The 24,137-nt window shown below is 47.0% G+C and carries 19 protein-coding genes and 1 pseudogene; 10 read left to right on the top strand and 10 right to left on the bottom strand.

What is annotated here, in order from left to right:
* Window positions 1-92 precede the first annotated feature (92 nt).
* Window positions 93-1,379 carry an insulinase family protein gene (locus HLM86_RS20450; protein ID WP_170883062.1) on the top strand — a complete coding sequence of 429 codons (1,287 nt, stop codon included), beginning with the start codon at window positions 93-95 and terminating at the stop codon, window positions 1,377-1,379.
* A 24-nt stretch (window positions 1,380-1,403) separates the two neighbouring features.
* On the opposite strand, the gene HLM86_RS12815 is transcribed toward HLM86_RS20450, so the two are convergent.
* The 6 genes from HLM86_RS12815 to HLM86_RS12840 form a co-directional block, all read right to left on the bottom strand.
* Window positions 1,404-2,996 (bottom strand): ABC transporter ATP-binding protein, encoded by a 1,593-nt coding sequence (locus tag HLM86_RS12815; RefSeq protein WP_076590545.1) that lies wholly within the window; start codon window positions 2,994-2,996, stop codon window positions 1,404-1,406.
* A gap of 1 nt (window position 2,997) precedes the next feature.
* Window positions 2,998-4,035 carry an ABC transporter permease gene (locus HLM86_RS12820; protein ID WP_170883064.1) on the bottom strand — a complete coding sequence of 346 codons (1,038 nt, stop codon included), beginning with the start codon at window positions 4,033-4,035 and terminating at the stop codon, window positions 2,998-3,000.
* A complete protein-coding gene (locus tag HLM86_RS12825) occupies window positions 4,036-5,124 on the bottom strand; it encodes a microcin C ABC transporter permease YejB (protein WP_076590543.1) in 1,089 nt (362 codons plus the stop codon).
* A gap of 12 nt (window positions 5,125-5,136) precedes the next feature.
* Window positions 5,137-6,960: an extracellular solute-binding protein gene (locus HLM86_RS12830; protein WP_076590542.1), complete on the bottom strand. Its 1,824-nt coding sequence runs from the start codon at window positions 6,958-6,960 to the stop codon at window positions 5,137-5,139.
* A 249-nt stretch (window positions 6,961-7,209) separates the two neighbouring features.
* Complete coding sequence (locus HLM86_RS12835) at window positions 7,210-7,728, bottom strand: NUDIX hydrolase (RefSeq protein ID WP_076590541.1); 519 nt, start codon at window positions 7,726-7,728, stop codon at window positions 7,210-7,212.
* Window positions 7,729-7,783: 55 nt separating this feature from the next.
* The gene (locus HLM86_RS12840; protein WP_076590540.1) at window positions 7,784-9,421 is read right to left on the bottom strand and encodes a methyl-accepting chemotaxis protein; all 1,638 of its coding nucleotides are present in this window, start codon (window positions 9,419-9,421) and stop codon (window positions 7,784-7,786) included.
* A gap of 315 nt (window positions 9,422-9,736) precedes the next feature.
* Here HLM86_RS12840 and HLM86_RS12845 point away from each other — a divergent pair, with 315 nt between their 5' ends.
* The gene (locus tag HLM86_RS12845) at window positions 9,737-10,735 is read left to right on the top strand and encodes a 2-hydroxyacid dehydrogenase (RefSeq protein ID WP_170883066.1); all 999 of its coding nucleotides are present in this window, start codon (window positions 9,737-9,739) and stop codon (window positions 10,733-10,735) included.
* Window positions 10,736-10,780: 45 nt separating this feature from the next.
* Here HLM86_RS12845 and HLM86_RS12850 read toward each other — a convergent pair whose 3' ends face one another.
* Window positions 10,781-10,999, bottom strand: a complete 219-nt coding sequence (locus HLM86_RS12850) for a hypothetical protein (protein WP_076590538.1) — start codon at window positions 10,997-10,999, stop codon at window positions 10,781-10,783.
* A gap of 115 nt (window positions 11,000-11,114) precedes the next feature.
* On the opposite strand from HLM86_RS12850, the gene HLM86_RS12855 reads away from it, so the two are divergent.
* On the top strand, window positions 11,115-11,639 hold the full coding sequence (locus tag HLM86_RS12855) for a TetR/AcrR family transcriptional regulator (RefSeq protein WP_076590537.1): 525 nt from the start codon (window positions 11,115-11,117) through the stop codon (window positions 11,637-11,639).
* Window positions 11,640-11,703: 64 nt separating this feature from the next.
* On the opposite strand, the gene HLM86_RS12860 is transcribed toward HLM86_RS12855, so the two are convergent.
* The gene (locus tag HLM86_RS12860; protein ID WP_076590536.1) at window positions 11,704-14,064 is read right to left on the bottom strand and encodes an ATP-binding protein; all 2,361 of its coding nucleotides are present in this window, start codon (window positions 14,062-14,064) and stop codon (window positions 11,704-11,706) included.
* Window positions 14,065-14,277: 213 nt separating this feature from the next.
* Here HLM86_RS12860 and HLM86_RS12865 point away from each other — a divergent pair, with 213 nt between their 5' ends.
* Together HLM86_RS12865 and HLM86_RS12870 are read left to right on the top strand one after the other, a co-directional pair.
* Window positions 14,278-14,763, top strand: coding sequence for a hypothetical protein (locus tag HLM86_RS12865; protein ID WP_076590535.1), 486 nt, complete (start codon window positions 14,278-14,280; stop codon window positions 14,761-14,763).
* Between the two features lie 22 nt (window positions 14,764-14,785).
* Window positions 14,786-16,411, top strand: a complete 1,626-nt coding sequence (locus HLM86_RS12870; RefSeq protein WP_170883067.1) for an ABC transporter ATP-binding protein — start codon at window positions 14,786-14,788, stop codon at window positions 16,409-16,411.
* A 57-nt stretch (window positions 16,412-16,468) separates the two neighbouring features.
* Here HLM86_RS12870 and HLM86_RS12875 read toward each other — a convergent pair whose 3' ends face one another.
* A complete protein-coding gene (locus tag HLM86_RS12875; RefSeq protein WP_170883069.1) occupies window positions 16,469-17,107 on the bottom strand; it encodes a porin family protein in 639 nt (212 codons plus the stop codon).
* Between the two features lie 286 nt (window positions 17,108-17,393).
* Between HLM86_RS12875 and HLM86_RS12880 the strand changes: the two genes are divergently transcribed.
* Window positions 17,394-18,233, top strand: coding sequence for a winged helix-turn-helix domain-containing protein (locus HLM86_RS12880; RefSeq protein ID WP_170883071.1), 840 nt, complete (start codon window positions 17,394-17,396; stop codon window positions 18,231-18,233).
* Window positions 18,218-18,703 (top strand): hypothetical protein, encoded by a 486-nt coding sequence (locus tag HLM86_RS12885; RefSeq protein WP_170883072.1) that lies wholly within the window; start codon window positions 18,218-18,220, stop codon window positions 18,701-18,703. Before HLM86_RS12880 ends, HLM86_RS12885 begins: the two co-directional genes overlap by 16 nt.
* 27 nt (window positions 18,704-18,730) lie before the next feature.
* Here HLM86_RS12885 and HLM86_RS12890 read toward each other — a convergent pair.
* A pseudogene (locus HLM86_RS12890) lies at window positions 18,731-19,640 on the bottom strand (LysR family transcriptional regulator).
* A 160-nt stretch (window positions 19,641-19,800) separates the two neighbouring features.
* Between HLM86_RS12890 and HLM86_RS12895 the strand changes: the two are divergent.
* From HLM86_RS12895 to HLM86_RS12905, 3 genes are all read left to right on the top strand, one after another.
* Entirely contained in the window at window positions 19,801-21,498 is a 1,698-nt protein-coding gene (locus tag HLM86_RS12895) for an L-lactate permease (protein WP_076590529.1), read from the top strand.
* A gap of 82 nt (window positions 21,499-21,580) precedes the next feature.
* The gene (lldD, locus tag HLM86_RS12900; RefSeq protein ID WP_076590528.1) at window positions 21,581-22,720 is read left to right on the top strand and encodes an FMN-dependent L-lactate dehydrogenase LldD; all 1,140 of its coding nucleotides are present in this window, start codon (window positions 21,581-21,583) and stop codon (window positions 22,718-22,720) included.
* Window positions 22,721-23,135: 415 nt separating this feature from the next.
* Window positions 23,136-23,774: a lipase family protein gene (locus HLM86_RS12905; RefSeq protein WP_076590527.1), complete on the top strand. Its 639-nt coding sequence runs from the start codon at window positions 23,136-23,138 to the stop codon at window positions 23,772-23,774.
* Window positions 23,775-24,137: the final 363 nt, after the last annotated feature.

The raw sequence follows: 24,137 nt of genomic DNA on the forward strand, positions 1-24,137 counted from the left end.
AATCACGGAGATGATATTCGCTTACCCCTATAAGCAGCAACGCGTTAAGGGCGATATGAACAAGGGAAACACTGAGTATTTAGGAGTTTACCGTGTCAAAATATCATCGCGTTTACGCTTTTGTTGTGACAGCAATGCTGTCTGTCACCGCGATCATGCCCGCCTTTGCCGCCCAGACCCAGCCGTTATGGTTTGAGCCTTCTGATCTTCATAACCCGCGCAATATACACGCCTTTGTGCTCAACAATGGCATGCGGGTGGTTTTGATAAATACTCGCAAGAGCAATAATGACCTTGCATTGCGCCTTAGAGTCGCCGCTGGCGTGCACCAAGAGCCCAATAACCTGCCCGTGTCACGTGTGATTGCCAAACAGATGATCGACGACTCCGATTGGCTTGCAACTTCAGACTATCAACAAACCATTTACCGTCATCATGTTGATAAGGCGAATGCCGACCAAGTCGATGCTGCGCTTAATTTCATCGCGACACGTTTCTCAAGCATCGCATTTGACTCTGGCACCACGCCTAAAATCAATGAGTTGATAGACTACCCGCAACAAGTCGAGAATAAACAGATCAGTGAGTTGGCGATTTCGCACAATGTCGCCTCTATGTCGGCAGCCAGCTTGGTGTCTTCTTCTGACATCGATCATTATTTTTCGCGTTACTACGCACCGTCAAACATGACGCTCGTAGTGAGTGGCGACGTGCAATTACGCGCCTTTCGTCAACAGGTTCAGCAAGCGTTCTCAGAGTGGCATCGCACTTCGGTAAGCGTACCTGCTGCTTTGCCTACTTTGACATTGGCGACCGCTCCAGAAGAAAGCGGCATGCAACAAGATAACTTTACGATCAGTACATTAGCGCCACTCACTTACGAAACCGACAGTAAACTTAGGCGTAAAAACCTATTGCTGGCAACGGTAGCTAACACCATTTTACAACATAGAATTGAAGCGAGTCTGGCTCAAGATCTGTCTGACGCACAAGTGTCTACGCTAAACCGTATCGTATTCAATCAGAAATTACTCGCCCAAATCACAGTGACCCATGTAGAGGCCGATCAACAATCCGCGACTAAGCATCTGGTTGAGCAACATATTCGGGCAGCCTTGAACGAAGGGTTCAGTGATTCGGAACTGGACGCCGTTTTGGGTGAGCTTCGTCGTGCCAAGCAACAGGATGTTGAACGATTTCAGACATGGGACGCCGCGCAGATCGCTGATGATGTGGTAGATTCCATTGATAGCGGCACCGTGTATACCACACCATCGACAGAGCTCGAATTATTGGAATTTCACCTTGCCCACCTCAACAAAACAGACATTAGCCAAGCGTTTTCATCTCTCTGGTCAACCATGCTTCAGGCACAATGAAACATTGGGCGAGTGGCGCCCAGCTTATACACTCGACAAGGACACAAGTTGCTGGGTATAAGCTTGTTGGGGATGGTCGAACAGATCTAGGGTCGCACCCTGCTCAACGATTTCCCCTTGCTTCATGACGATGGTGTAATGGCACAACGACTTGACCACATTGAGATCATGACTGATAAACAGATACGTCAGGCGATATTTCTCCTGAAGGGCTTTTAGCAAGTCAAGGACTTGAGCTTGCACCGTTCTGTCTAGTGATGAAGTGGGTTCATCAAGCAAGAGGAATTCTGGCTTGAGGATCAGGGCTCTCGCAATGGCAATCCTTTGTCTTTGTCCACCAGAGAACTCGTTGGGGTAACGATGACGAGTGAGTGGGTCAAGATCAACTTCACTCATGACATCGCAAATCATTTTATCGATTTCTACCTCATCAAGACGCTGATGGACACGAACCCCTTCCCCGATGACCTGAGCCACTGACATCCTCGGGTTCAACGCTGAAAATGGGTCCTGAAAAACCACCTGCATCCGACTGCGGTACGGCAACATTGCCTTTCTATCTAGCCCTTGAAGTTCCTGACCCTGATAAGAAATCGACCCTTGTGAGGCAATCAACCTCAAGATCGCCATTCCCGTGGTCGATTTTCCCGAACCACTTTCGCCAACCAAACCGATTGAATGCCCCTGCTGTAAATCAAACTTCATGTCGGTCACCGCTTTGATGTAAGACGCAACCCGTTTGAAGACACCCCCCGTGATCGGAAACCATACCCTTAATTGACTCACGCACAGTAGATCTTCACTGTCCGGTTTAACAGGCACTGGCAATCCTCTTGGATCAGAGTCAATCAGCTTTTTCGTATACGGGTGGCGAGGCGCTAAAAATAACTCTCGGCAATCTGCTTGTTCAATTAAGGCGCCCTCTTGCATCACAGCGACGCGGTCAGCAATGCGTCGCACAATACTCAAATCATGGGTGATAAACAACATCGCCATGCCCAGTTCTTGTTGCAGTGCTTTAAGCAGATCTAGAATTTGTGCTTGCACGGTCACATCGAGCGCCGTCGTTGGCTCATCGGCTATCAACAGTTCAGGCTGGTTGATCAGCGCCATAGCAATCATGACACGTTGCCTTTCACCACCAGATAACTCGTGTGGATAAGCGTTTATCTTAATGTCAGGGTGACGAATACCGACCTTTTCCAACCATTCTTGTGCCTGTTGCTCGGCTTGACGTTGTCGGGTGCCATGATGAATCGACAAGGTTTCGACCAATTGACGGCCGATTTTATGCAATGGATTCAAAGACACCATCGGTTCTTGAAAAATCATTCCGATACGCCCGCCCCTGAACCCTCGAAGAACTCGTTCCGAACAACTCAGGATATCAATGCCATCAAAGATAATGCGACCTTCAAGATAGTGACTGGCCCCTTTGGGCAAGAGTTTAAGAACGGAATTGGCAGTGACCGATTTTCCGGAGCCACTTTCTCCTACCAGCGCCAGAGTCTCTCCTTTTTTGATTGAGAGTGACACCTGACGCGTCACCTGCTCGACTTGTTTGCCCCGCCTAAATCCGACCGATAAACCATCAATGGTCAATACATCTGTTTCCATGTCAGTTTCCTTGATGATGTGGGTCAAAAGCGTCTCGTACCGCTTCCCCGACAAAAACCAGCAGTGAAAGCATCACAGATAAAACAATGAACGCAGAGAACCCCAACCAGGGTGCTTGTAGATTGGCTTTACCCTGCGCCAAAAGCTCGCCAAGCGATGGCGAACCCGCAGGCAATCCAAAGCCAAGGAAATCCAGTGACGTCAACGTCGTGACCGAACCGGAGAGAATAAACGGCATCATGGTCAGTGAAGCGACCATTGCGTTTGGCAACATATGCCGCAGCATGATGTGCGAATCCTTAACCCCCATTGCCTGCGCAGCACGAATATAGTCAAAATTGCGACAGCGCAAAAATTCGGCGCGTACCACGCCAACCAAACTCATCCAACTAAACAGAACCATGAGACCGAGTAACCACCAGAAGTTAGGTTCAACAAAACTCGATAAGATAATCAACAAAAATAAGGTCGGAAGCCCAGACCAAACCTCGATAAATCGCTGACCAAGTAAGTCGAGCCATCCGCCATAATAACCTTGGGTCGCACCCACTACGACGCCAATCACACTCGATATTAGAGTCAGGGCAAAACCAAACAACACCGAGATCCGGAATCCGTAGATGATTCGTGCCAGCACATCCCGCCCTTTATCATCGGTGCCAAGCCAGTTGACCTGATCCGGCGCAGAGGGAATCGGGCCGGAGATCGTATAATTAATCGTATCGTAACTAAAGCGGATAATGGGCCAAATAATCGTCCCTTCTTCACTAATTAAGTCAATAACATAGGGGTCGGTATAGTCAGCTTCCGTTTCAAATTCACCGCCAAATTCGGTCTCAGCATACTGGGTGATGATGGGAAAATACCATTCATGTTCATAATGAACCACCAAGGGTTTGTCATTGGCAATCAGTTCGGCAAACAAGCTGCTGATAAACAGCACCGAGAAAATCCATAGTGACCAGTAGCCGCGTCTATTTGCCTTAAATCGCAGAAATCGTGCTTGATTGAGTGGATTACGTCTCGTTTTATTTCCCATTTAACGAGCCTCAAAGTCAATTCTTGGATCCACCCAGGTATAGGTGAGATCCGAGATAATACTTAGAAGCAGACCCAGTAAGGTCATGATATACAGAGAGCTGAATACCACCGGATAATCTCTCTGAATGGTCGATTCAAAACCAAGCAGGCCGATCCCCTCTAGAGAAAACATGACTTCAATCAACATTGAGCCCGTAAAAAAAATACTAATAAACGCCGCAGGAAACCCGGCGATGATGATCAACATGGCATTGCGGAACACATGGGTATAAAGAATACGGCTTTCATCAAGACCTTTCGCCCTCGCTGTGACAACATACTGCTTGTTAATCTCATCCAAAAAGGAATTTTTGGTCAACATACTCAGGGTCGCAAACCCCCCGATGACCATGGCCAAAATCGGCAGCGCTAAATGCCAAAAATAATCGACAATTTGTTCGCCCCATGTCAGTTGTTCAAAATTGCTCGATACCAGACCACGCAACGGAAACCAACTCAAATAATTACCACTCGCAAACAGAATAATCAGGATGATCGCGAACAAAAAACCCGGTATGGCGTAACCCACAATCACCACTGCACTTGACCAGATATCAAACCGAGAGCCATGGTGAATCGCTTTCATGATCCCAAGGGGTATGGACAACAAATAAATGATCAGCGTGCTCCATAATCCCAAAGAAATTGACACTGGCAGACGTTGAATAATCAAATCAATGACGTTGCCCCCCTTGAACAAGCTTTCACCAAAGTTAAAGGTCGCGTAGTTTTTGAGCATATCGATATAACGCTCAAGCACTGGCTTATCAAAACCAAACTGCTTTTTAATTGCTGCAACGACCTCGGGGTCTAGGCCTCGTGACCCTTTGTAACCGCTAGCACTGATGTCATCGGATACGCTTAGGTCAACGTCACTTCCCCCTCCAGCAAAGCGTTCCATGATACCAGAGCTATGGCCTTCAAGCTGAGCAATCGCTTGCTCGACAGGCCCGCCCGGCGCAATCTGTATAATGAAAAAGTTAATGGTGATGATCGCCCACAAAGTCGGGATCACCAACAGCAGACGACGAAAGAGGTAAGCGGCCATATCTTCCCCTTATTAACGACGTTTCTCGGGTAACTTAGCCGACTTAGCTTTTGAAACCCACCAAGTGTCCGTGCCCAAATCGTATTTCGGCAGAGTCTCGGGCCGCTCAAACTTATCCCACATCGCAACCCGATACTCACTAACGTGCCACTGCGGAATGATGTAGAAATTCCACTGCAATACCCGATCTAAAGCTCGGCCTAATGCCAACAGGACGTCGGGGTTCTGCTGGTTCTGGGCAATTTTCGTGGTCAGATCATCCACGATAGGATCGACCACCCCAGCGCGATTGTAAGAGGAATCTAAATAGCTTGAGTTCCAAATAATCAACAGATTAGGACTGGGGTAAGGATTGGCTGAGTAGGCCGACGACACCATATCGAAATCGCGATCACGTAAGCGTTTGATGTACTGCGTCGTATCGATAGTGCGGATTTTCATATCGATACCCAACCGTTTCATATTTTTCTGAACCGGAATCGCAAACCGCTCCGTGGTTGGGCTGTAGATAAGCAATTCAAACTCAAACGGTTGACCGGTTTCCACATTCGTGAGCACCTTATTATTCAACGCCCAACCTGCGTCTTTTAACAACTTAAATGCGGTTCTCAACTGTGTCCGTATCCGACCCGACCCATCAGTCACAGGCGGTTGATATTCTTGGCTGAACAGTCGAGGGGGCAGTTGATCTTTATACGGTTTTAATACCTCTATTTCCTTGGCAGAGGGGACGCCCCTTGCCTCGTAATCAGTATTCTGGAAGTAACTGCGAGTGCGCGTATACTGCCCGTAGAACATGTTTTTATTCATCCACTCAAAGTCCATCGCATAACTGAGCGCTTCACGCACGCGAGGATCGGTAAACATTTTACTTTGAGTATTGAATACAAAGGCCTGCGTATTTTCGGGTTTTTGGTGAGGAATTTCTTGTTTGAGAATATACCCTTTGTCGAAATTAACCCCTGTATAAGCATTCGCCCAAAATTTGGCTGAGTTCTCCAAACGGAAATCAAACTCACCAGCCTTAAACGCCTCCAGCATCACGGTATCATCACGATAGTAATCATATTGAACTTGTTGAAAGTTATGACGCCCCACATTCACAGGCAAATCTTTCGCCCAGTAGTCTTCAACTAGGGAATAGGTGACGCTTTGTCCGGCTTGATAATCACTAATTTTGTAGGCAGAACTGCCAATCGGAGGCGTCGTTAATGGCTCAGAAAAAGCTTTATCTTGCCAAAAGTGTTTTGGCAAGACTCGGGTTTGTTGCGCTAGGCTAAATAATGTTTCCCGATTGGGCTTGGTCATTTCAATGCGAACCGTAAGGTCATTCAACGCCGTTACCGATTTAACGTCTTTATAGTAAACTCGGTACTGGGGAACGCCTTCCGTCATAAACTTATCAAACGTAAATGCCACATCATGCGCAGTAATCGGCTTATCGTCGTGAAAACGAGCCTTAGGGTTGAGATCTAACTCTAGCCAAGCGTAATCGTCAGAATATCGAACCCGCTGAGCGATAAGCGGGTAGTAGGCATCGATTTCATCACTGGGAGAAAACATCAAGGGATCATACAATTCACCGCTAGCGGCGGCCGACACCCCGCGGGATGCATAGCGGTTAAAATTGTCGAAGGTGCCAATCCGACCATAAGTGATCTTGCCGTATTTGGGCGCATCGGGGTTAACATAATCAAAATACGGGAAATTCGACGCGTATTTCGCCTCGCCAAACCCCACCAAGCGAGTTGTCTCTATAACTTTTGCATCGCTGGCCAAGCTCACCGTGGCGAGCATTGCCCCCAGCCACACGATCACATTGCGTGTTTGCCTCATTCCCTGCCCCCTCAACGTTATTGACATTTAACCTTATCATCAATAATTAATAACAATAATATAACCAATAAGATAAGTATAGGTGATCTCAAAAAGCTTGCGTTCAGATCCTGCCATAAAGACTAATGACATAAGGTATTATGATGAGGTGAACAACACACAAGACTGGTGTTACAGAAGTGTCAGCCCTTATTTTTAGCGTCAGATAAGGGCCGACGAAAGAAGGGGGTCTTTGTGCTAAAGCACGGCCTACAGCATGTCCTTGGCAATGAGATGGAGTAAGTACGTTTCACGCTCAATGCTCATGCCTTTTTTGGGGCTATGGCTCATGGTTTGCTCGTTATGCGCGATGGCTTTGTGGATATTTATCCACTCCGCTTTCATGCCGTTTTTGATTTCGTAATCTTCATAATCAGTGTCGCCAAGCTGGCGATCAATTTTGCAGGTGTAGCAAAAAGAATGCATGTGCATAACATCGGCCTCGTCTTTATACCAAGGACGAAATTCCTCATAAAGACCAAAGGGTTTAATACTGTGAATATTCTGCGCGCCGGTTTCTTCGCGAAGTTCACGCACCAAACCTGCCAGAATATCTTCCCCTTGGTCAATACCGCCACCAGGAATACTGTAATCATGATATCGCTCGGTATAAAGCAATAAGATGTCTTCACCATCAAGCACAATGGCTCTCGCGGCTTGACGCTGTATGATGGTTTTGTTGTCCAAATGATCTAATTGAGGATGAATCGCGGTTTTTAGGTGGCGCATAATCACTTCACAGTGGTGAGATTTTCCGCGATTCTATCATATCTTAAGTGTCAAGTTACGCCAGTTTAAAGCGTTGGATCATTGCCATGAGATCATTGGAGACACGGCCAAGTTCTTTACTTGAGCTGGCCATCTGTGCCGATTCAGCCGAAACGGTGATCGCCATGTCATTAAGGCTAACCATGTTGCGATTAATATCGTTGACCGTCACCGTTTGCTCTTCCGCCGCTGTCGCAATGTGCTGATTCATCTCTTCAATCGTGTGGACTTCTTTATTAATTTTGCCGAGCGCGCCACCCGCTTCACTTGATAGCGTAGAAGCGTTGATGGCTTTGGCCGATCCCTCATCCATGACTTTAACCACATTCTCTGCACCGGATTGCAGTTTCTCAACAATGTTTTGAATCTCAAGTGTTGATTCATGGGTACGAAGTGACAAGCTTCTGACCTCATCGGCCACCACGGCAAAGCCACGCCCCTGCTCCCCTGCCCGTGCCGCTTCTATGGCCGCATTAAGGGCCAATAAATTGGTTTGTTCAGCGACGCCGCGAATCACTTCCAACACGGTGTCAACGTTGCGGGCATCTGACGCCAACTTCTGCACCACTTGACTGGCCGCTTGTATCTCGTCCGCCAGATCATTGGCGCCTTGTACATTTTTATTTATGATCGCATGGCTGTGACTGGCCTCATGAGCCGCCTGACGGCTCGCATCGTTGGCCTCCACCGTTCGCGCCGCCACTTCCTCCACCGTCGCCAGCATTTCAGTCATGGCAGTGGCAAGCATGTCTACATCACTTTGCTGCTGATTGAGACTGTCATCAATCTGGTGAACTGAATTGGAAAGTTGATTTGATGCACTCGATACCTGACTACCCGCATCGCTGATACCCAGCATAATTTTCTGAACCGAGCCGACAAACTGATTAAAATAGCGAGCTAACAGGACCAATTCCTTGCTGCCTTCCTCTTTGAGCCTTTGTGTAAGATCACCTTCGCCTCTGGACAGCGTTTCCATCGCTCTGACGGTCCGTTTTATTGGCGAGGTAATGGTCTTGATAAAGAAACCAATCGCTATTGACAGCGTTGCTAATATCCCAATGGCATAGCCAATAGACGCTAACTCTGAATTTTTCAGGTCCGCCTGTAGCGCCACCATATTCATACCCGATCCCACCATCCAGCCCCAAGGTTCAAACATCAGTGCGTAACTGGTTTTGGGATCCATAGTGCCGCTATCGGCGTTTTTCCAACTGTAGTCAACAAAACCGCCACCGCTCCTCGCCACCCGATATAAGTCTTCGACAAAGGCTTTTCCTTCACTGTCTCTAAGAGCGAGTATGGGTTTACCAATCATAGACTGCACACCTGACGCCAATTGAATACCTTTAGAATCACCAATAAAGATATAGTTGTTGTTGTCAAATCGCATCGCGGCTATCGCGTTTAGCGCTTGCCCCTGAGCCTCTCCTTCAGAGAGTTGGCCTGATTGATATAATTGGTAGTGGTAGTCAATCACACCAGTGGCCGATTCAACTAAGGTGGACACGCCACGCTCATAATTGTCACGGGTATGCTCGCGGGTCTGATCAATATTAAGGAAGGTGTTTGCAAACAGCCCAAGTGCAAACAAACCCAAAATCGCCCACGCCCGCAATGCAATGGACACCTCAGAAAGCGGTTGTTTAATCATATCCCTATTTCCTAGCCAAAGAACAACTGTTTATGATCCCCGAGCAATTCATCAAAATAACGGATGATTCAACCAAGAGACATTCTATTTATAAATAACAATCTAGCAGTAAATCGCTGACTTTGAGGGTGACAATCGAACAAAAAATAAACAAAAAATACACCGCGACACCATAATGATATCATTGTTAATTTAAGCAACTGATGAATATCGGGGGTTAGGTGACATGGCAGAAATTAAGGGTTTTATTTTTGTTTAAATGCAGGTTCAATAGGGGCTTACTTCACTCACGTCACGTCTTAGAGAGGTTGACATATGTTAGATGTCGCTGTTTTTAGTGCCAAGGCTTACGATCAGGCTTCTTTCGCCAACGCCAACCAGCAGCATGGGTTCGAGCTCCATTTCCATGAATTCCAGCTCACCCAGAAAACCGCCAAAATGGCCATCGACTGCGACGTAGTGTGCGCATTTGTCAATGATGATTTGTCTGCCCCAGTGCTCACCATACTCGCAGAGCAAGGCGTTAAGCTTGTTGCGATGCGCTGCGCGGGCTTTGATCGTGTTGATATTAACGCCGCTAAACGCCTCAACATCCAAATCGTTCGAGTCCCCGCTTATTCTCCAGAATCAGTCGCCGAGCACGCCGTTGGGTTAATGATGAGCTTAAATCGTCGTTTTCATAAAGCCTATCAACGGACTCGTGATGCCAACTTCTCACTCGATGGTTTAGTGGGATTTAACTTTCACGGCAAGACCGCTGGTATCATTGGCACGGGCAAGATCGGGTTGGCAACCATGAGAATTCTCAAAGGTCTCGGAATGACTCTACTGTGCCATGACCCGTATGAAAACCCCCTTGCCTGTGAGCTTGGCGCGACCTATTGCTCAAAAGGCGAACTTTTTCAACGCAGTGATATCATTACTCTTCATTGCCCTATGTCAGACGACAACTACCATTTGCTTGATGAACAAGCCTTTGGGCAAATGAAAGATGGTGTAATGATCATTAACACCAGCCGAGGTGGACTGCTCGACGCTTCTGCCGCTATTGAGGCGTTAAAACAAGGCCGTATAGGCGCTCTGGGGTTAGATGTTTATGAAAATGAAAAAGCGCTGTTTTTCAGAGACAAATCAAACGATGTGATCGTCGACGATGTGTTTCGTCGGCTGTCCTCCTGCCATAATGTCTTGTTCACTGGCCATCAGGCATTTTTGACCGAAGAGGCTCTGGGCAATATTGCCGATACAACCCTCAACAATATCGCCTGTTTTACGACGCAAACCCTTTCTGGTAATGAGTTGATCACACCGTAGCCCGCATTGTGGTTAATCCGCCGGGCTAAACGCTCGGCGCTCCGGTTATGGTTTTAACGGCTTTGACGGCGCGGTTTGTCGTCGGCGATCACCCAATAGCATAGCAACGAGCGGCTGCCTCGCCTCCTTGCCGCCCAAAATACACAATAGTGCCAACCCGCCCGGGATCAGAATCACCATCAACACAGGCCTGAGAATATAAGAAAAGAAACCGATCGTGGGTAGAAAAATAAACCATTGACCTAATTTTAAAATCACCGACATACAACCTCCAATTATAAAAATGAGCACGTTCATTTTTATAATTGAACGCGCTCAATTTGTCAATAAGCAAGGTAAAGTGGTACGATGGGCTACCCTCTGATTTGCTCTATTCGCTATGAAAAAACGACAACGGACTCACCAAACCATTCTTCACGCGGCGTGGGAATTATTCGCCCAATATGGATACGAAAACACCACCACAAGGCAGATAGCGCAACGAGCGAACGTTGCAGACGGCACCGTATTCAGCCATTTTCCAACTAAGTTAGACCTACTTCGCCAAGGTATGCTCGGCCAATTGCGCGATATTGGCCATGGTTTGAACGACAATGACACCCTGTCGACTGCACAAGACTTCATCTCTCTTATCACACCGTACTATCAGTATTATTTTGACCACATATGTTTAAGTCAGGCACTGTTGAAAGAGGTGATTTGGGATCTTGACTACTACAAAGAGATGGATTCTCAACTGATCGACACAATGGAGCATTCCCCCAATGTGCTTGTCAAATTGCCATTGTTGATGGATAGCTACTTTATGACTCTCATCCGTCACCTCAGCAAACCGTGCCCAAATTTGAACGCGGCGCTTGACGATCTCAGCGCTAAAGTACGACAAATATTGGGGAGCCAGTGACCGTAATACAGGCGAAAAAAAGCCCCTTTCGGGGCTGGCTGGTTTGATTTTTCCGATCTCAGGGCTATTTTCTCAGCGCATTGAGCTTAGCCTGCGCAATACCAAACACAGTATCTATCGGATAGCTGCCTTCATCACTGGGCTCTCCTGCGGGCTTGCCACTAAACAACTCAATCGCTTCTGTCACATGGTCGATCGCCCAGATTTGAAACTCGCCACGCTCAACAGCTTTGACCACATCAGGCCTTAGCATCAGGTTATGCATATTGGCCCTCGGGATCACCACGCCTTGGGCATGACTGCGACCTTTAATTGAGCATACATCAAAAAAGCCCTCTATTTTTTCATTAACGCCACCGATGGGCTGAGCTTCACCGAACTGGTTCATTGACCCAGTAATCGCTATATCCTGTCGATTGGGTTGTTTTGAGAATGCCGAGACAACCGCACAAAATTCTGCCATGCTCGCACTATCGCCATCCACACCCCCATACGATTGCTCAAATGTTATCGTGGTTGTGAGCGGCACTCGGGCAGTTTTGCCAAACACAGAAGAAAGGTAGGCAGTGAGAATCATGACGCCTTTCGAGTGAATACTTCCACCGAGATCGACACTACGCTCAATATCAATCACATCTCCATCGCCATAACAAGTCGTCGCAGTGATCCGGTTGGGTGCCCCAAACATGTATTCACTGGTGCTCAGGACAGACAGAGCATTAACTTGACCGACCGCTTGGCCGTCAGTTTGTAGCAAGGTTGTGCCATTAATGAACCCTTCCATCACGCTGTCTTTAAGGCGGCTGACGCGCAGTTCCTGATTCGCCAGTGCTTCTTCAACATGGCTGCCGCGAATCATGTTTGAGTTGGCCTGACGGGCCACATAGTTTGACTCCCGGATAAGGTTTGCGATATTCGCGGAATGGAGCGAGAGCTTGGTTTGATCGCCAGAAAGGCGTGAGCTGTGCTCAATGATCCGCGCGATCGCTTTTTTATCACAGTGCAGCATATTGTTGTCGTTGACCACACTGGAAATAAAGCGCGCGTATTGCAACTCTGACTCGGGGCTACGCAACATTTCATCTTCAAAATCTGCCGTCACACGGAACAGTTCACTAAACTCGGGATCGTAATGTTGGAGGAGTTGGTAGGTTCGGTAATCACCGAATAGGATGATTTTGACGTCCAAAGGAATCGCTTCAGGATCCAGAGAAACAGCCCCTGTTAAAGTGACTTCTTTTTCTAATGAAGTAAAGCTCAATTTCCGTGCTCGAAGCGCTCGTTTAAGTCCGTCCCACACATACGGTTGTTCCAGAACTTTTTGCGCGTCCATCAATAACACGCCACCATTCGCCTTATGTAAGCTGCCCGGACGAATTAAGGAGAAATCGGTGAACACGGTACCTTTAAAGGTCGCCGTTTCAATGTAACCAAACAAGCTATGGTAATTGGGATTTTCCTCGACAACGATAGGGAACTCATCATCTTTACGACTGACTAAAACATTGACCTTGTATCGTCTCGGTAGTTTTTTATCCAGAGACGCCGTGGCCACTTCACCCTGTTCACCACTTTGCTCAAGGAAGATATCCGCATTATCGACGATATCCTGTTGCAACTCCGTTAAGTACGTCTTGATGGCTGCATAGCCCGAATAATCCTTCTTGAGCTGCTTTATAAAATGGGTAATGACGTCTAGCGTCACATCGTCATTGAGCTTTTTAATTTTGTCACTGTACGACTCTTCCCATTCGGTCAGTTGTCGAACCATATCTCTTAGTTTGATTTCCAGCTCATCAATCGTGGTGCCGAAATACTCCTGCTGTTTTTTTGTAAGTTCGTCAAACGACTCTTCGGTATGAAGCTCTTCGCCGTCCATCGCAACAAATTGATAATCACCTTGTGTGGTGATGGTCAGGCTAATCCCCTTTTCTTTCGCGTCTTTCGTGATAAGCGCCAGCTCTGCTTCCTGCTTTTGTGTCAGTTGGTTTTTCAGCCTATCGGCGCGGCTGTAGTAGAGTTCGTTATCAAACGCGAGTGGCATAGCGTTGACCAGTTTGGCCATCAACTTTTCAATATCCTGTTTGAGCCGAACACCGATACCGCAGGGAAGAGCAAGTACTTTAGGGGTTCGGATATCCTCAAAATTCGCTACATAACACCAGTCGAAAAGCGTATTTGCATCATGCTGGTGACGATGTAAATAGCGCAAAATCATGGTACGTTTCCCCAAACCATTTTGCCCGATGGCGTAGATGTTGTAGCCCTTTTCTTTTATGGACATCGCAAACTCTACCGCTTTCTGGGCACGTTCTTGTCCGACGATTTCATCGATAGGAGCCAGCTCTTTGGTTGACTTGCTCGGTAGCATTTCCAGCTCCGCCGCATGATACAACTGACTGAATTCAAGCCTTTGAATTGCCATGTCTTTTCCTTATCATTCTCTTCCACCTACTCCATACCGAACTAGTGTAGGCCAGTTTGGGTTATATTTTAGTGACTTAGGCGTTATTAGAGTTCGTTCGATTAAAAATCAACCAATTAAGCACCAAAATAACACTTAAATGATAATTATTTGCAATAGATAATGAATTCTATTTAAATAGAAGAGGTTACGATCTTGGTGGAGAAATTGAACATGGACTTACAACGGTGCTGGACATATTACCTAAAGGCTGAGCAGTTATTGGAACAGGGCCACTGGCCTGAAGCCCATCATCTGTATGATGAAGTATTGCATCATCTCCCTGCCCATATTCAAACCGCACTCGTTGATGATCAAACTCAACCTTGTCAGTTCAGTTGTTTATTAACAGGCCTGCGTGATGCCGCGATCTCTCAATCCGAGATACTCAACAAAATGGGTCAACACCACAACGCTTTCGATTTGCTAAACCAAAGCTATGCGTTGCTTCAGTTTATATCGATCGAGACCACATCTTTGATTCAGGCCACTCACCACACTCTCGACAAGAACTGCAACGATCTGTTACATCACATGGGTGCATTTTGCCGTGCTCAGCGCAATGCTCAATGGATGTTAGAGTATGAACAAGTCCAAAAAGCCCATTATCACTTCTCTCAATTAAAGAGCTATGGCAACGCTATGGAAAGCTCTCACTGAAACAGCAATACAAGGAAAGCAAATGTCTCAAAAGCCAATACTTGAAGTCAACAATCTATCAGTCAGTTTTACCACCAATGACGGTATCGTCGATGCGGTAAAAAACGTTAACTTCGAACTTTTTCCCAGCGAAACTCTCGCGATTGTCGGGGAATCCGGCAGCGGTAAGTCGGTTTCAAGCAGTGCCTTGATGCAACTTCTTCCGAAAAATGCCATTGTTCATTCACCAGCAAGTATTGTTTTCGAAGGTCAGCAATTGCTCGACAAAGATGAGCAAGACATGCAATTGATTCGCGGTGACCGTATCGGCATGATTTTTCAAGAACCGATGACGTCTTTAAACCCTTACATGCGGGTCGGAATCCAAGTGGCCGAAGCCATCATGTGCCATCGTCCTGTCACTCGCGCCCAAGCGAAACAAAAAGTGCTTGAGTTGTTTGATTTGGTCCATCTCCCGCAACCTCAAACCGCCTACACCAAGTATCCACACGAATTTTCTGGCGGACAACTGCAGCGAATCATGATCGCCATGGCACTGATCAACGAACCCGACATCTTGATTGCCGATGAACCCACCACCGCATTGGACGTTACAGTTCAGGCGGAGGTGCTCAACCTAATCAAAGAAATTCAAGCCAAAATGGGCATGGCCATCCTGTTTATCACCCACGATTTGGGGGTCGTTAAACACCTTGCTGATCGCGTTATTGTCATGTGCAAAGGCCATATAGTCGAAGAAGGTCAATGCCAAGGCTTGTTTGCCAACCCTGTACACGACTACACAAAAATGTTGATCAACTCCATTCCCAAAGGGGGCAAAGATCCCATCGATGCCAATGCGCCACCGCTTCTCAAGGCGGACAACATCAGAGTCAAATTTTTGGTGAAGGCTCACTTTATCCAAAGTCGAAGTCAGTACTTTGAGGCTGTTAAAGGCATATCGCTTGAACTCAAACAAGGCGAGACGCTCGGCATCGTGGGTGAGTCAGGGTCGGGTAAATCCACTCTCGGCAGGGCGCTGATTGGCTTACTGCCATGCAGTGGTGATATTCGCTACAAAGGAAAAGATGTGTCTGCATTGAGTGAAACAGATAGGTTCGCGCTCAAAAGCGACATTCAAATGGTGTTTCAGGACCCTTATGGATCGTTATCGCCGCGCATGACCGTGGGCGACATCATCACAGAAGGCCTGACTGTACACCACCCCAAAATGACCCACAGTGAGCGCATGCAGCGCGCACGTCAAGCATTAGAAGAAGTCAGGTTAGAGACCAATTCGATTAACCGCTATCCTCATGAATTCTCCGGGGGCCAACGCCAGCGAATCGCTATCGCAAGAGCGCTGATTCTTGAGCCTTCCTTTATTCTTCTCGATGAACCGACATCGGCCTTAGATCGTTCTGTACAGCTTACTGTGATTGACTTGTTGAAAGATATTCAAAAGAAACACAACATTGGTTTTTTGTTTATCAGCCACGATTTGAGTGTCGTCAAAGCGCTGTCTGACCGAGTGCTAGTGATGCAAAAGGGGGAAGTGATGGAGCAAGGAACCGCTGAAGAAATCTTCCGTTCTCCCGCTCATGATTACACCAAAAAGTTGATTGATGCGTCTTTTGAGTTAGATGAAGAAGCCGCTGTTATCGCCTGATCAAAAACTGCCGGCGTGAGACTACGCCGGCAATAGGATGCGTTGCCAAGTGCCCGCTTAGAACTTGTAAGTGCCACCCAGATAAAAACTGCCTATGGACTGAGTGTAGGTTTTGCCTCCAGTATCCAGACCAAAGTGATCGACCTCATAAGCCAAACGAACCGCCCCGCCCTTGAACATCTCCGGTGAGTATTCCATACCTGCACCAACTCGCAGTGCTGTTGCTGAATCAGAGAAAGAGAAATTGTTAGAAGCAGATGTGGAATTAGAATGGTTAGTTTGATCTACACTAATACTGCCTAAGCCAGCGGTGACAAACGGTCTGATTCCGTTGTCAAACGTGTAGCCAAGGTTTGCCGCTACGGTAAACGAGCTGTAATCCGATTCACTCGTGCCAATCGTAGTGTTGTTGAGTTTTGTGTTCGCTTTAACTGAGCCGTATTTGGTGTACTGGGCTTCCACCGCGATAATACGGTTAAACTGATAGCCACCAATTAATCGGTACGATAAGCCGTCGGTTTCACTGCTTGTTTTAGTTTCATAACCATATCCACTCAAAGTAGTGTCAACGTCGTTGTAGTAGCCATCATCGCTGAACGTGGTGCTGCCCAAACCGCCTCCAACATAGAAACCTTCATAAGATTGGGCAAAAGTGAGTGGGCTAAATAGTAATGTGGCTAAAATTAATTTTTTCATTTTTTCTCTTAATGTGTGTCTACAGGAGCGACAAATTTTAGTCACCCTAAGAATAAAAGAATCAATAAAAAACAAATACTTTTCACACGGTTACACTTAAAAATTCATCAAATGATAGTACTGTAATTTTAACTCATTGAATTTGAAGTATATAATAATATTTATTTATATTATCAATAAAAAGCTTGCTTTTATCTTTTGTGTAAATAGAATTCAACTTCCGATTTTTAGGCGAGCCAAATTTCTGACGATTTCTCGGCGTGAGACTGTAGAGTAAGTTGTACCCATGAAAAAATTAGCCATATCCAACCTAGTTTTGGATCTGTCAGCCAGAAAGTTAAGTAATAGCCAGCACAATTGTGTGACGTTGCGTCCCTTAAGTTTTGAAGTGCTTTTATTACTGATTAAAAACCAAGGTGAGCCAGTTAAGCGAGAGGTGATCTATGAACAGTGTTGGCCACAACGTATCGTGACCGATCAAGCCTTGACCAACGTTATTTCCGAGTTAAGACGCCATTTGGTCACACTTAAAGCACAAGGTATTTCAATCAAAACCATCAGTAAGGTCGGTTATTATATTGAGCTCGATGACCGCGTTCCAATCGCAAGTTTGCCAACCGAAACAAAAACCAATGGCTTTGAATCTCCTACCAATAACACTTTACCTGTATTGCCCAAGTTCGACTTCACAGGGATGGTGAATGAACGCCTGACACCATTGGTATTACAGTGCATGGTGGCAGTACTGGCATGTGTCTGCGCAGGCTTGTTTGTTTTCAAACCATTCGAACAACGCCCTGATTTTGCAGATCCTAGCCAATACCAGAGAGCCGATTTCACCGGGGTTCGTTTATACTTTCACAACGCAAGTCAACGCAAGTTCTCACTAGAAAACATCAAAAAAACCATCAGTGCTTACCCATCGCCAAGCTGTCCAATTACGGTTTATTTGCGTATCCACAACTCCCTCTACGAACCGAATACGCTTGCAGGTAGAGCCTACCTTTACGCAGATAACTTCACTAAAAGTCGGACTTATACCCGTTTTTCTATTGATCAACTTCAGTTAGTCAACGAACTGAGTGCATTAATTCAGCAAGGTAAAAAACTGTGCAATACTTCTTAGTCATCGCCACTTTAAGCATAATGATCGCGATCAGCTCCTATACACAAAGCCAATCAGGCAACATCCATTTTAGCGGCACTCGCTGGGTCTGTGCGGAAGAAAAGAGCGGCTTCATCCGAAAATCGTATGACCAATATCAGCGAATTACCCAAACCCATACCCTGTTTTTTACGTCAGACACCATGGTGTCCCAGTACTACAGTGGCACCCTAATTCACAAAAATGGGCTGGAGGAGAATTTTGAACTCGTCTACACGGCATCGTACCAAACACACGGTCAAGCCCTTAAGATCAATGTAAAATCCATCGACTGGAACGAAAAACCAGAGCGCTCTCCGATGTTCATCAAATACATCAACGCACTGAAAAACCAATCGATTGATACGAACTATTATGCCCAAGACGGTTATCTGTATCTCTACAACAACAGCCAAAGTGAGGACAGTAATCTCGTCTGCTACGCGACTTAATCCCACACGCTAGCATCAAGATAACCTTCAGAAATAGTGGGCAATGGCAAGGTAGCGGGTGCGGATGTGCTCGATAAGCAGCTTCACTTTTTTCGCGGGCTGGCGAGTAAAAGGGTAAACGGCATAAATGCCGAGTTTTTTACCCACCAAATCAGGGAAGAGATCAATCAGCTCACCGTTGCGGATATCATGATAGACCAGACAACGTGGCATGTACGCAATACCATGGCCGCCCATGGCCGCCCATGGCCGCTTTGCGCAGCGCGGTGGCATTATCGGTAGAAAAGGCGCCTGAAATCTTAACCATGTAATGGTGGTCATGGGACTTGAATTCCCAGTCTGTCGCGCCTGTAGATTGATAAGCGTATTGCAGACAGTTATGAGAAACGAGCGCTTTTGGTATCGGCGGTTTACCCTTTCGGGCAATGTAGGATGGAGACGCACACACGACCCACTGAGAGTCGAGAATATGGCGTGCAATTAAGCTCGAATCTTCAAGGTAACCTGTCCTTATCACTAAGTCATAGCCGTCATTGACAAGATCAACAAAACGATTATCCAGAGACATATCAACGCTAAGACCGGAGTGAAGATTACAAAATTCAGCCACTGCCTCAGCCAAAACCAGCTCACCCGATATTGACGGCACAGACATCTTTATGTGTCCGGTAATGTTTTCTCCAAAACCAGAAACAGCATCTAGCGCCTCCTGAGCGGCCTGCTTCACGTTTTGCGCCCCAAGGGTGAGCGCTTTGCCCGCTTCGGTTAAGGTGAGTTTGCGTGTTGTCCGATATAGTAGTTGCACACCAACTTGATGCTCTAAGCGTGCGATCCTTTTGCTAACGACCGAATTTGTAAGGTTATTTACTTCTGCTACTTTGCTAAAGCTGCCCAGTTCTACGACCTGAGAAAACAGAATTAAATCATCTGCCTTCATAATACTATGTCACTTTTGGAATTAATTATTTTCATTATTTCCGTATATCACTGAAAAATAAAGCGTTAAATTCACAGCCTGTTAACACCCACAAAACAATTTACATGATTGTAGAATTCGGTCGCCTTATTAAGAGTCAGTCCGTGTACGAGGATACCCCATGAGTGAAACTTTTCTGGCGTTCGCCGCTTTCTTACCGATTATTGTCGCCGCACTCTTGTTGGTTGGCTTTAACTGGCCAGCCACACGGGCCATGCCGATCGCCTTCGTCCTCACCGTGTTTATTGCCTTGTCTGTTTGGGAGATGTCGCCGACACGAATCGGTTCTTCGGTCTTGCAAGGGCTTGGGGTGACAGCTTCGGTACTTTGGATTGTCTTTGGCGCCATACTATTACTCAACACTCTCAAGTACACGGGCGCTATCGCTACGATACGCAACGGATTTACTCATCTTTCCCCAGATCGACGTGTCCAAGCCATCATCATTGCGTGGTGCTTTGGTTCCTTTATCGAAGGCGCTTCCGGTTTTGGCACTCCGGCGGCCATCGTAGCTCCGCTGCTCGTCGCTGTCGGTTTCCCTGCGTTGGCCGCCGTATTAATGGGCATGATGATTCAATCAACGTCCGTATCATTTGGCGCGGTTGGCACCCCGATTATTGTTGGCGTAAGCCAAGGGCTTGACTCGTATTCGATCAGTCAAAACCTTCTTCAAAATGGGTCCAACTGGGAGGCTTACCTGCATCAGATCACGTCAAATGTCGCGGTGATTCACGCCACCGTAGGCACTTTAATGCCCGTGTTAATGGTGATGATGCTAACGCGCTTTTTTGGCAAGAATAGGAGCTGGTCCGAAGGGCTTGAAGTGCTACCTTTTGCGCTGTTTGCTGGCCTTGCTTTTACCCTTCCCTATGCGCTGACTGGCGTACTGCTCGGCGCCGAGTTTCCGTCACTTATTGGCGGGTTATGTGGCTTGGCTCTCGTCGTTTTTGCCGCTAAGAAAGGTCTATTACTGCCCAAAACGTCCTGGGATTTTGCAGACGAAGGCACTTGGCCGAAAGAATGGCTTGGTACATTGAAGATGGATGCGACGACGCCAAGCGCACCGCCAATGCGGGTTTATCTCGCATGGTTGCCCTACGTCATCCTCGCGATCTTACTGGTGCTCAGCCGCGTAAACACTGAGTTTAACTCCCTACTCCGCAGTGTAAGCCTGTCGTTCATCAATATCGCCGGAGAAACCGGCATTCATACGGTGATCCAACCCTTGTATCTTCCTGGCGGTATTTTGGTCTTTGTTGCTCTATTCGCCACCCTGTTACAATCAGGCAAGATCACTCCCTTGACCAAAGCCTTCGCCGAATCGAGCAAAACCCTACTTGGGGCGGGCTTTGTACTTTTGTTTACCATTCCCATGGTGAGGATATTTATTAATTCAGGTATCAACGGGGCGAATCTAGCCAGTATGCCAGTCACAACCGCTCATTTTGTTGCCTCGCTGGTAGGGGAAGCATTCCCAGCTCTCAGTGCCACTATTGGTGCACTCGGGGCATTTATCGCCGGTTCCAATACCATCTCCAACATGATGTTTAGTCAGTTCCAGTTTGAAGTCGCGCAGACATTGACGATGTCAAGTGCCATGGTGATTGCATTGCAAGCCGTCGGAGCCGCAGCCGGAAATATGATCGCCATTCACAATGTTGTGGCGGCATCAGCAACGGTTGGATTATTAGGGCGTGAAGGTGCGACCCTGCGCAAAACGCTGTTGCCAACCGTCTACTATCTTGTCATGACTGGTTTCATCGGCATGTTTGCCATTTATGGATTTACCAGTAGCGATGCCTTAATGCTAAAACACTGACACACCAGCGCCAAGCCTTGTTAACCGTCGTGTGGATGCCTCATTAAGACATTCAATTAACCGTCATTTTAGGACTGAATTTATGATCATTTCAGCGTCAACGGATTATCGCCAAACGGCCAAAGCCAAGCTACCGCCTTTCCTGTTCGATTACATCGATGGCGGCTCATATGCCGAGCATACCCTTAACCGAAATACCTCTGATCTGGCGAGCATTGCACTCAAACAGCGCGTTCTCAAGGATATGTCTCATCTCAACCTTGAAACCTCGATTTTTGGTGAGTCGTTTGCGTTACCGCTCGCTTTATCGCCAGTCGGGCTAACCGGCATGTATGCCCGCCGAGGTGAAGTACAAGCCGCCATGGCTGCAGACAAAAAAGGCATCCCTTTCACCCTCTCTACCGTTTCAGTGTGTCCGATTGAAGAAGTCGCGCCAACACTGACTCGTCCTATGTGGTTCCAACTGTATGTCCTAAAAGACCGCGGCTTTATGAAAAACGTGCTTGACCGTGCCAAAGCCGCGGGGGTCAAGACTCTGGTCTTTACCGTTGACATGCCTGTTCCTGGGGCTCGTTATCGGGACAACCACTCTGGGATGAGCGGCCCAAATGCCGAGATAAGACGCATTTGGCAAGCCATGCGTCACCCTTCCTGGGCGCTCGATGTCGGCATCTTAGGCAGACCTCATGACTTGGGCAATATTTCGGCTTACCGCGGTGAGCCGACTGAGTTAGCAAACTATATCGGTTGGCTAGGTGACAACTTTGATCCGTCTATTTCATGGCAAGACCTCGAATGGATTCGTGAGTGTTGGGACGGACCTATGGTCATTAAGGGAATATTGGATCCACAAGATGCCAAAGACGCCGTAAGATTTGGCGCAGATGGCATTGTGGTGTCGAACCATGGTGGACGGCAACTCGATGGCGTGATGTCCTCCGTTAAGGCTCTGCCAGAGATTGCCGACGCGGTCAAAGGCGATCTCAAAATTTTTGTCGATTCCGGCATTCGCAGCGGGTTAGATGTGGTTCGTATGCTGGCTTTGGGGGCAGACTGCGCCATGATTGGCCGCTCTTACATTTATGCTCTGGCAACCCACGGGCAGGCTGGGGTTGAAAACCTACTCAACTTATATGAAAACGAAATGCGAGTTGCAATGACACTCACCGGAGCAAACACTATTCTCGCGCTGAATACAGACTCACTTGTGTCAATACAATAGGTGGTGTCGTCACCGGAGGCCTTAAGTCTTCTTCGCAAATTCGAGCGATGACTCTTAAATTAAGTTAATCACTAAGTAAGATGAGTATTGTACTTTTTGAGAATACGCACACCAATACTCTAAATTGGCGATTAAAGAGCAGCATTGTGAATATCATTTACATCACACGTTCACTAAAACAGTAGGTCAATAAATATTGACATGTTCACCTGCAATACCTTTTACCAATGAAAGATTCAAGGGACATTGCGTTGCTGTGGTGTTGCTCGCTGACTGGCTAAACGATGCCATGTTGTACACAAAAAGCCAGCTCTATATTTAGGACCACCTTCCCTGTTTGACTGTGAGGCAAAAATACTAGCGCATAACACCGTTAGTTGGCAGTATGGGGCCAGAATCTTTACCGAGGTCAGCGATGAAACTCATCATTCTTCACGGGCTATATATGCATGGAGTCGCTATGCGTCCGCTAAGTCAAAAGCTGAAAGCGTGCGGTTACCAAACACAGACGGTCAGTTACAACAGTGTGGCAATCAACGAAGAAAAGGTGTTTGCAACCATCGATCGTGCACTGTCCAAATCCCAGACCAATGTCTTGGTCGGCCACAGCTTAGGCGGCCTCATCATCAAGCATTATCTTGCTTCACGTCAACCCAACGTGCGCCAAGTGTCCCACGTTGTGGCGATTGGCTCACCGTTAAGAGGCGCCTCGATTGTCAGCCGAATACAAGATCTTGGCATGGGTTCGGTGCTAGGTAATGCCTCAAAATTTGGGTTAGAAGAACACCATGATGTTTGGCGCTTTCCGCAAAAACTTGGCAGCATTGCGGGCACTATGCCGTTGGGAGCTCGAGCCCTCCTGATGATGAGCGATCCATCATTGTCCGACGGCACGGTGACGGTAGAGGAAACCAAAATAGAGGGGATGACAGATCATATTGAAGTACACCGTTCACACACCAGCATGATTTATTCCTCTTTTGTTCCAAAGCAAATCGACCAATTTATTCGATACTCTCAGTTTGAAGCGCCTTTTAAATCCTCTAATTCGTAAGGGTAGGGATAACTTATTATAAATAAGTATTTCGATCACATCTAATCGTGGTCAACTCATTAGCAGAGAGTAACGCTTTGCATCTATCCTTGACTTTAAATTCGCGGAGTCAAACGCTGGCGTTACTCTTTTTCCTACTCGCTTCCATTCAGTCTACTCATCTCTTGCTGGATTTTCCCGCACAAGGCCTGTTCATAAAACTTCTGGGCACAATCCACTCTTTATAAATTGGTTATTTTTCAATTTGAGCTGAGTCGATAACACGTATAATTCGCTAATGAAACTGAGTGCAACATCCTCTATTTACCATAATTTAGTTGTTGACGACGTGACCATGACTCATTATCGACTCTGAGAAGAGCG

The organism is Vibrio ostreicida, from assembly GCF_013074385.2.
GTDB classification, from domain to species: Bacteria; Pseudomonadota; Gammaproteobacteria; order Enterobacterales; family Vibrionaceae; genus Vibrio; species Vibrio ostreicida.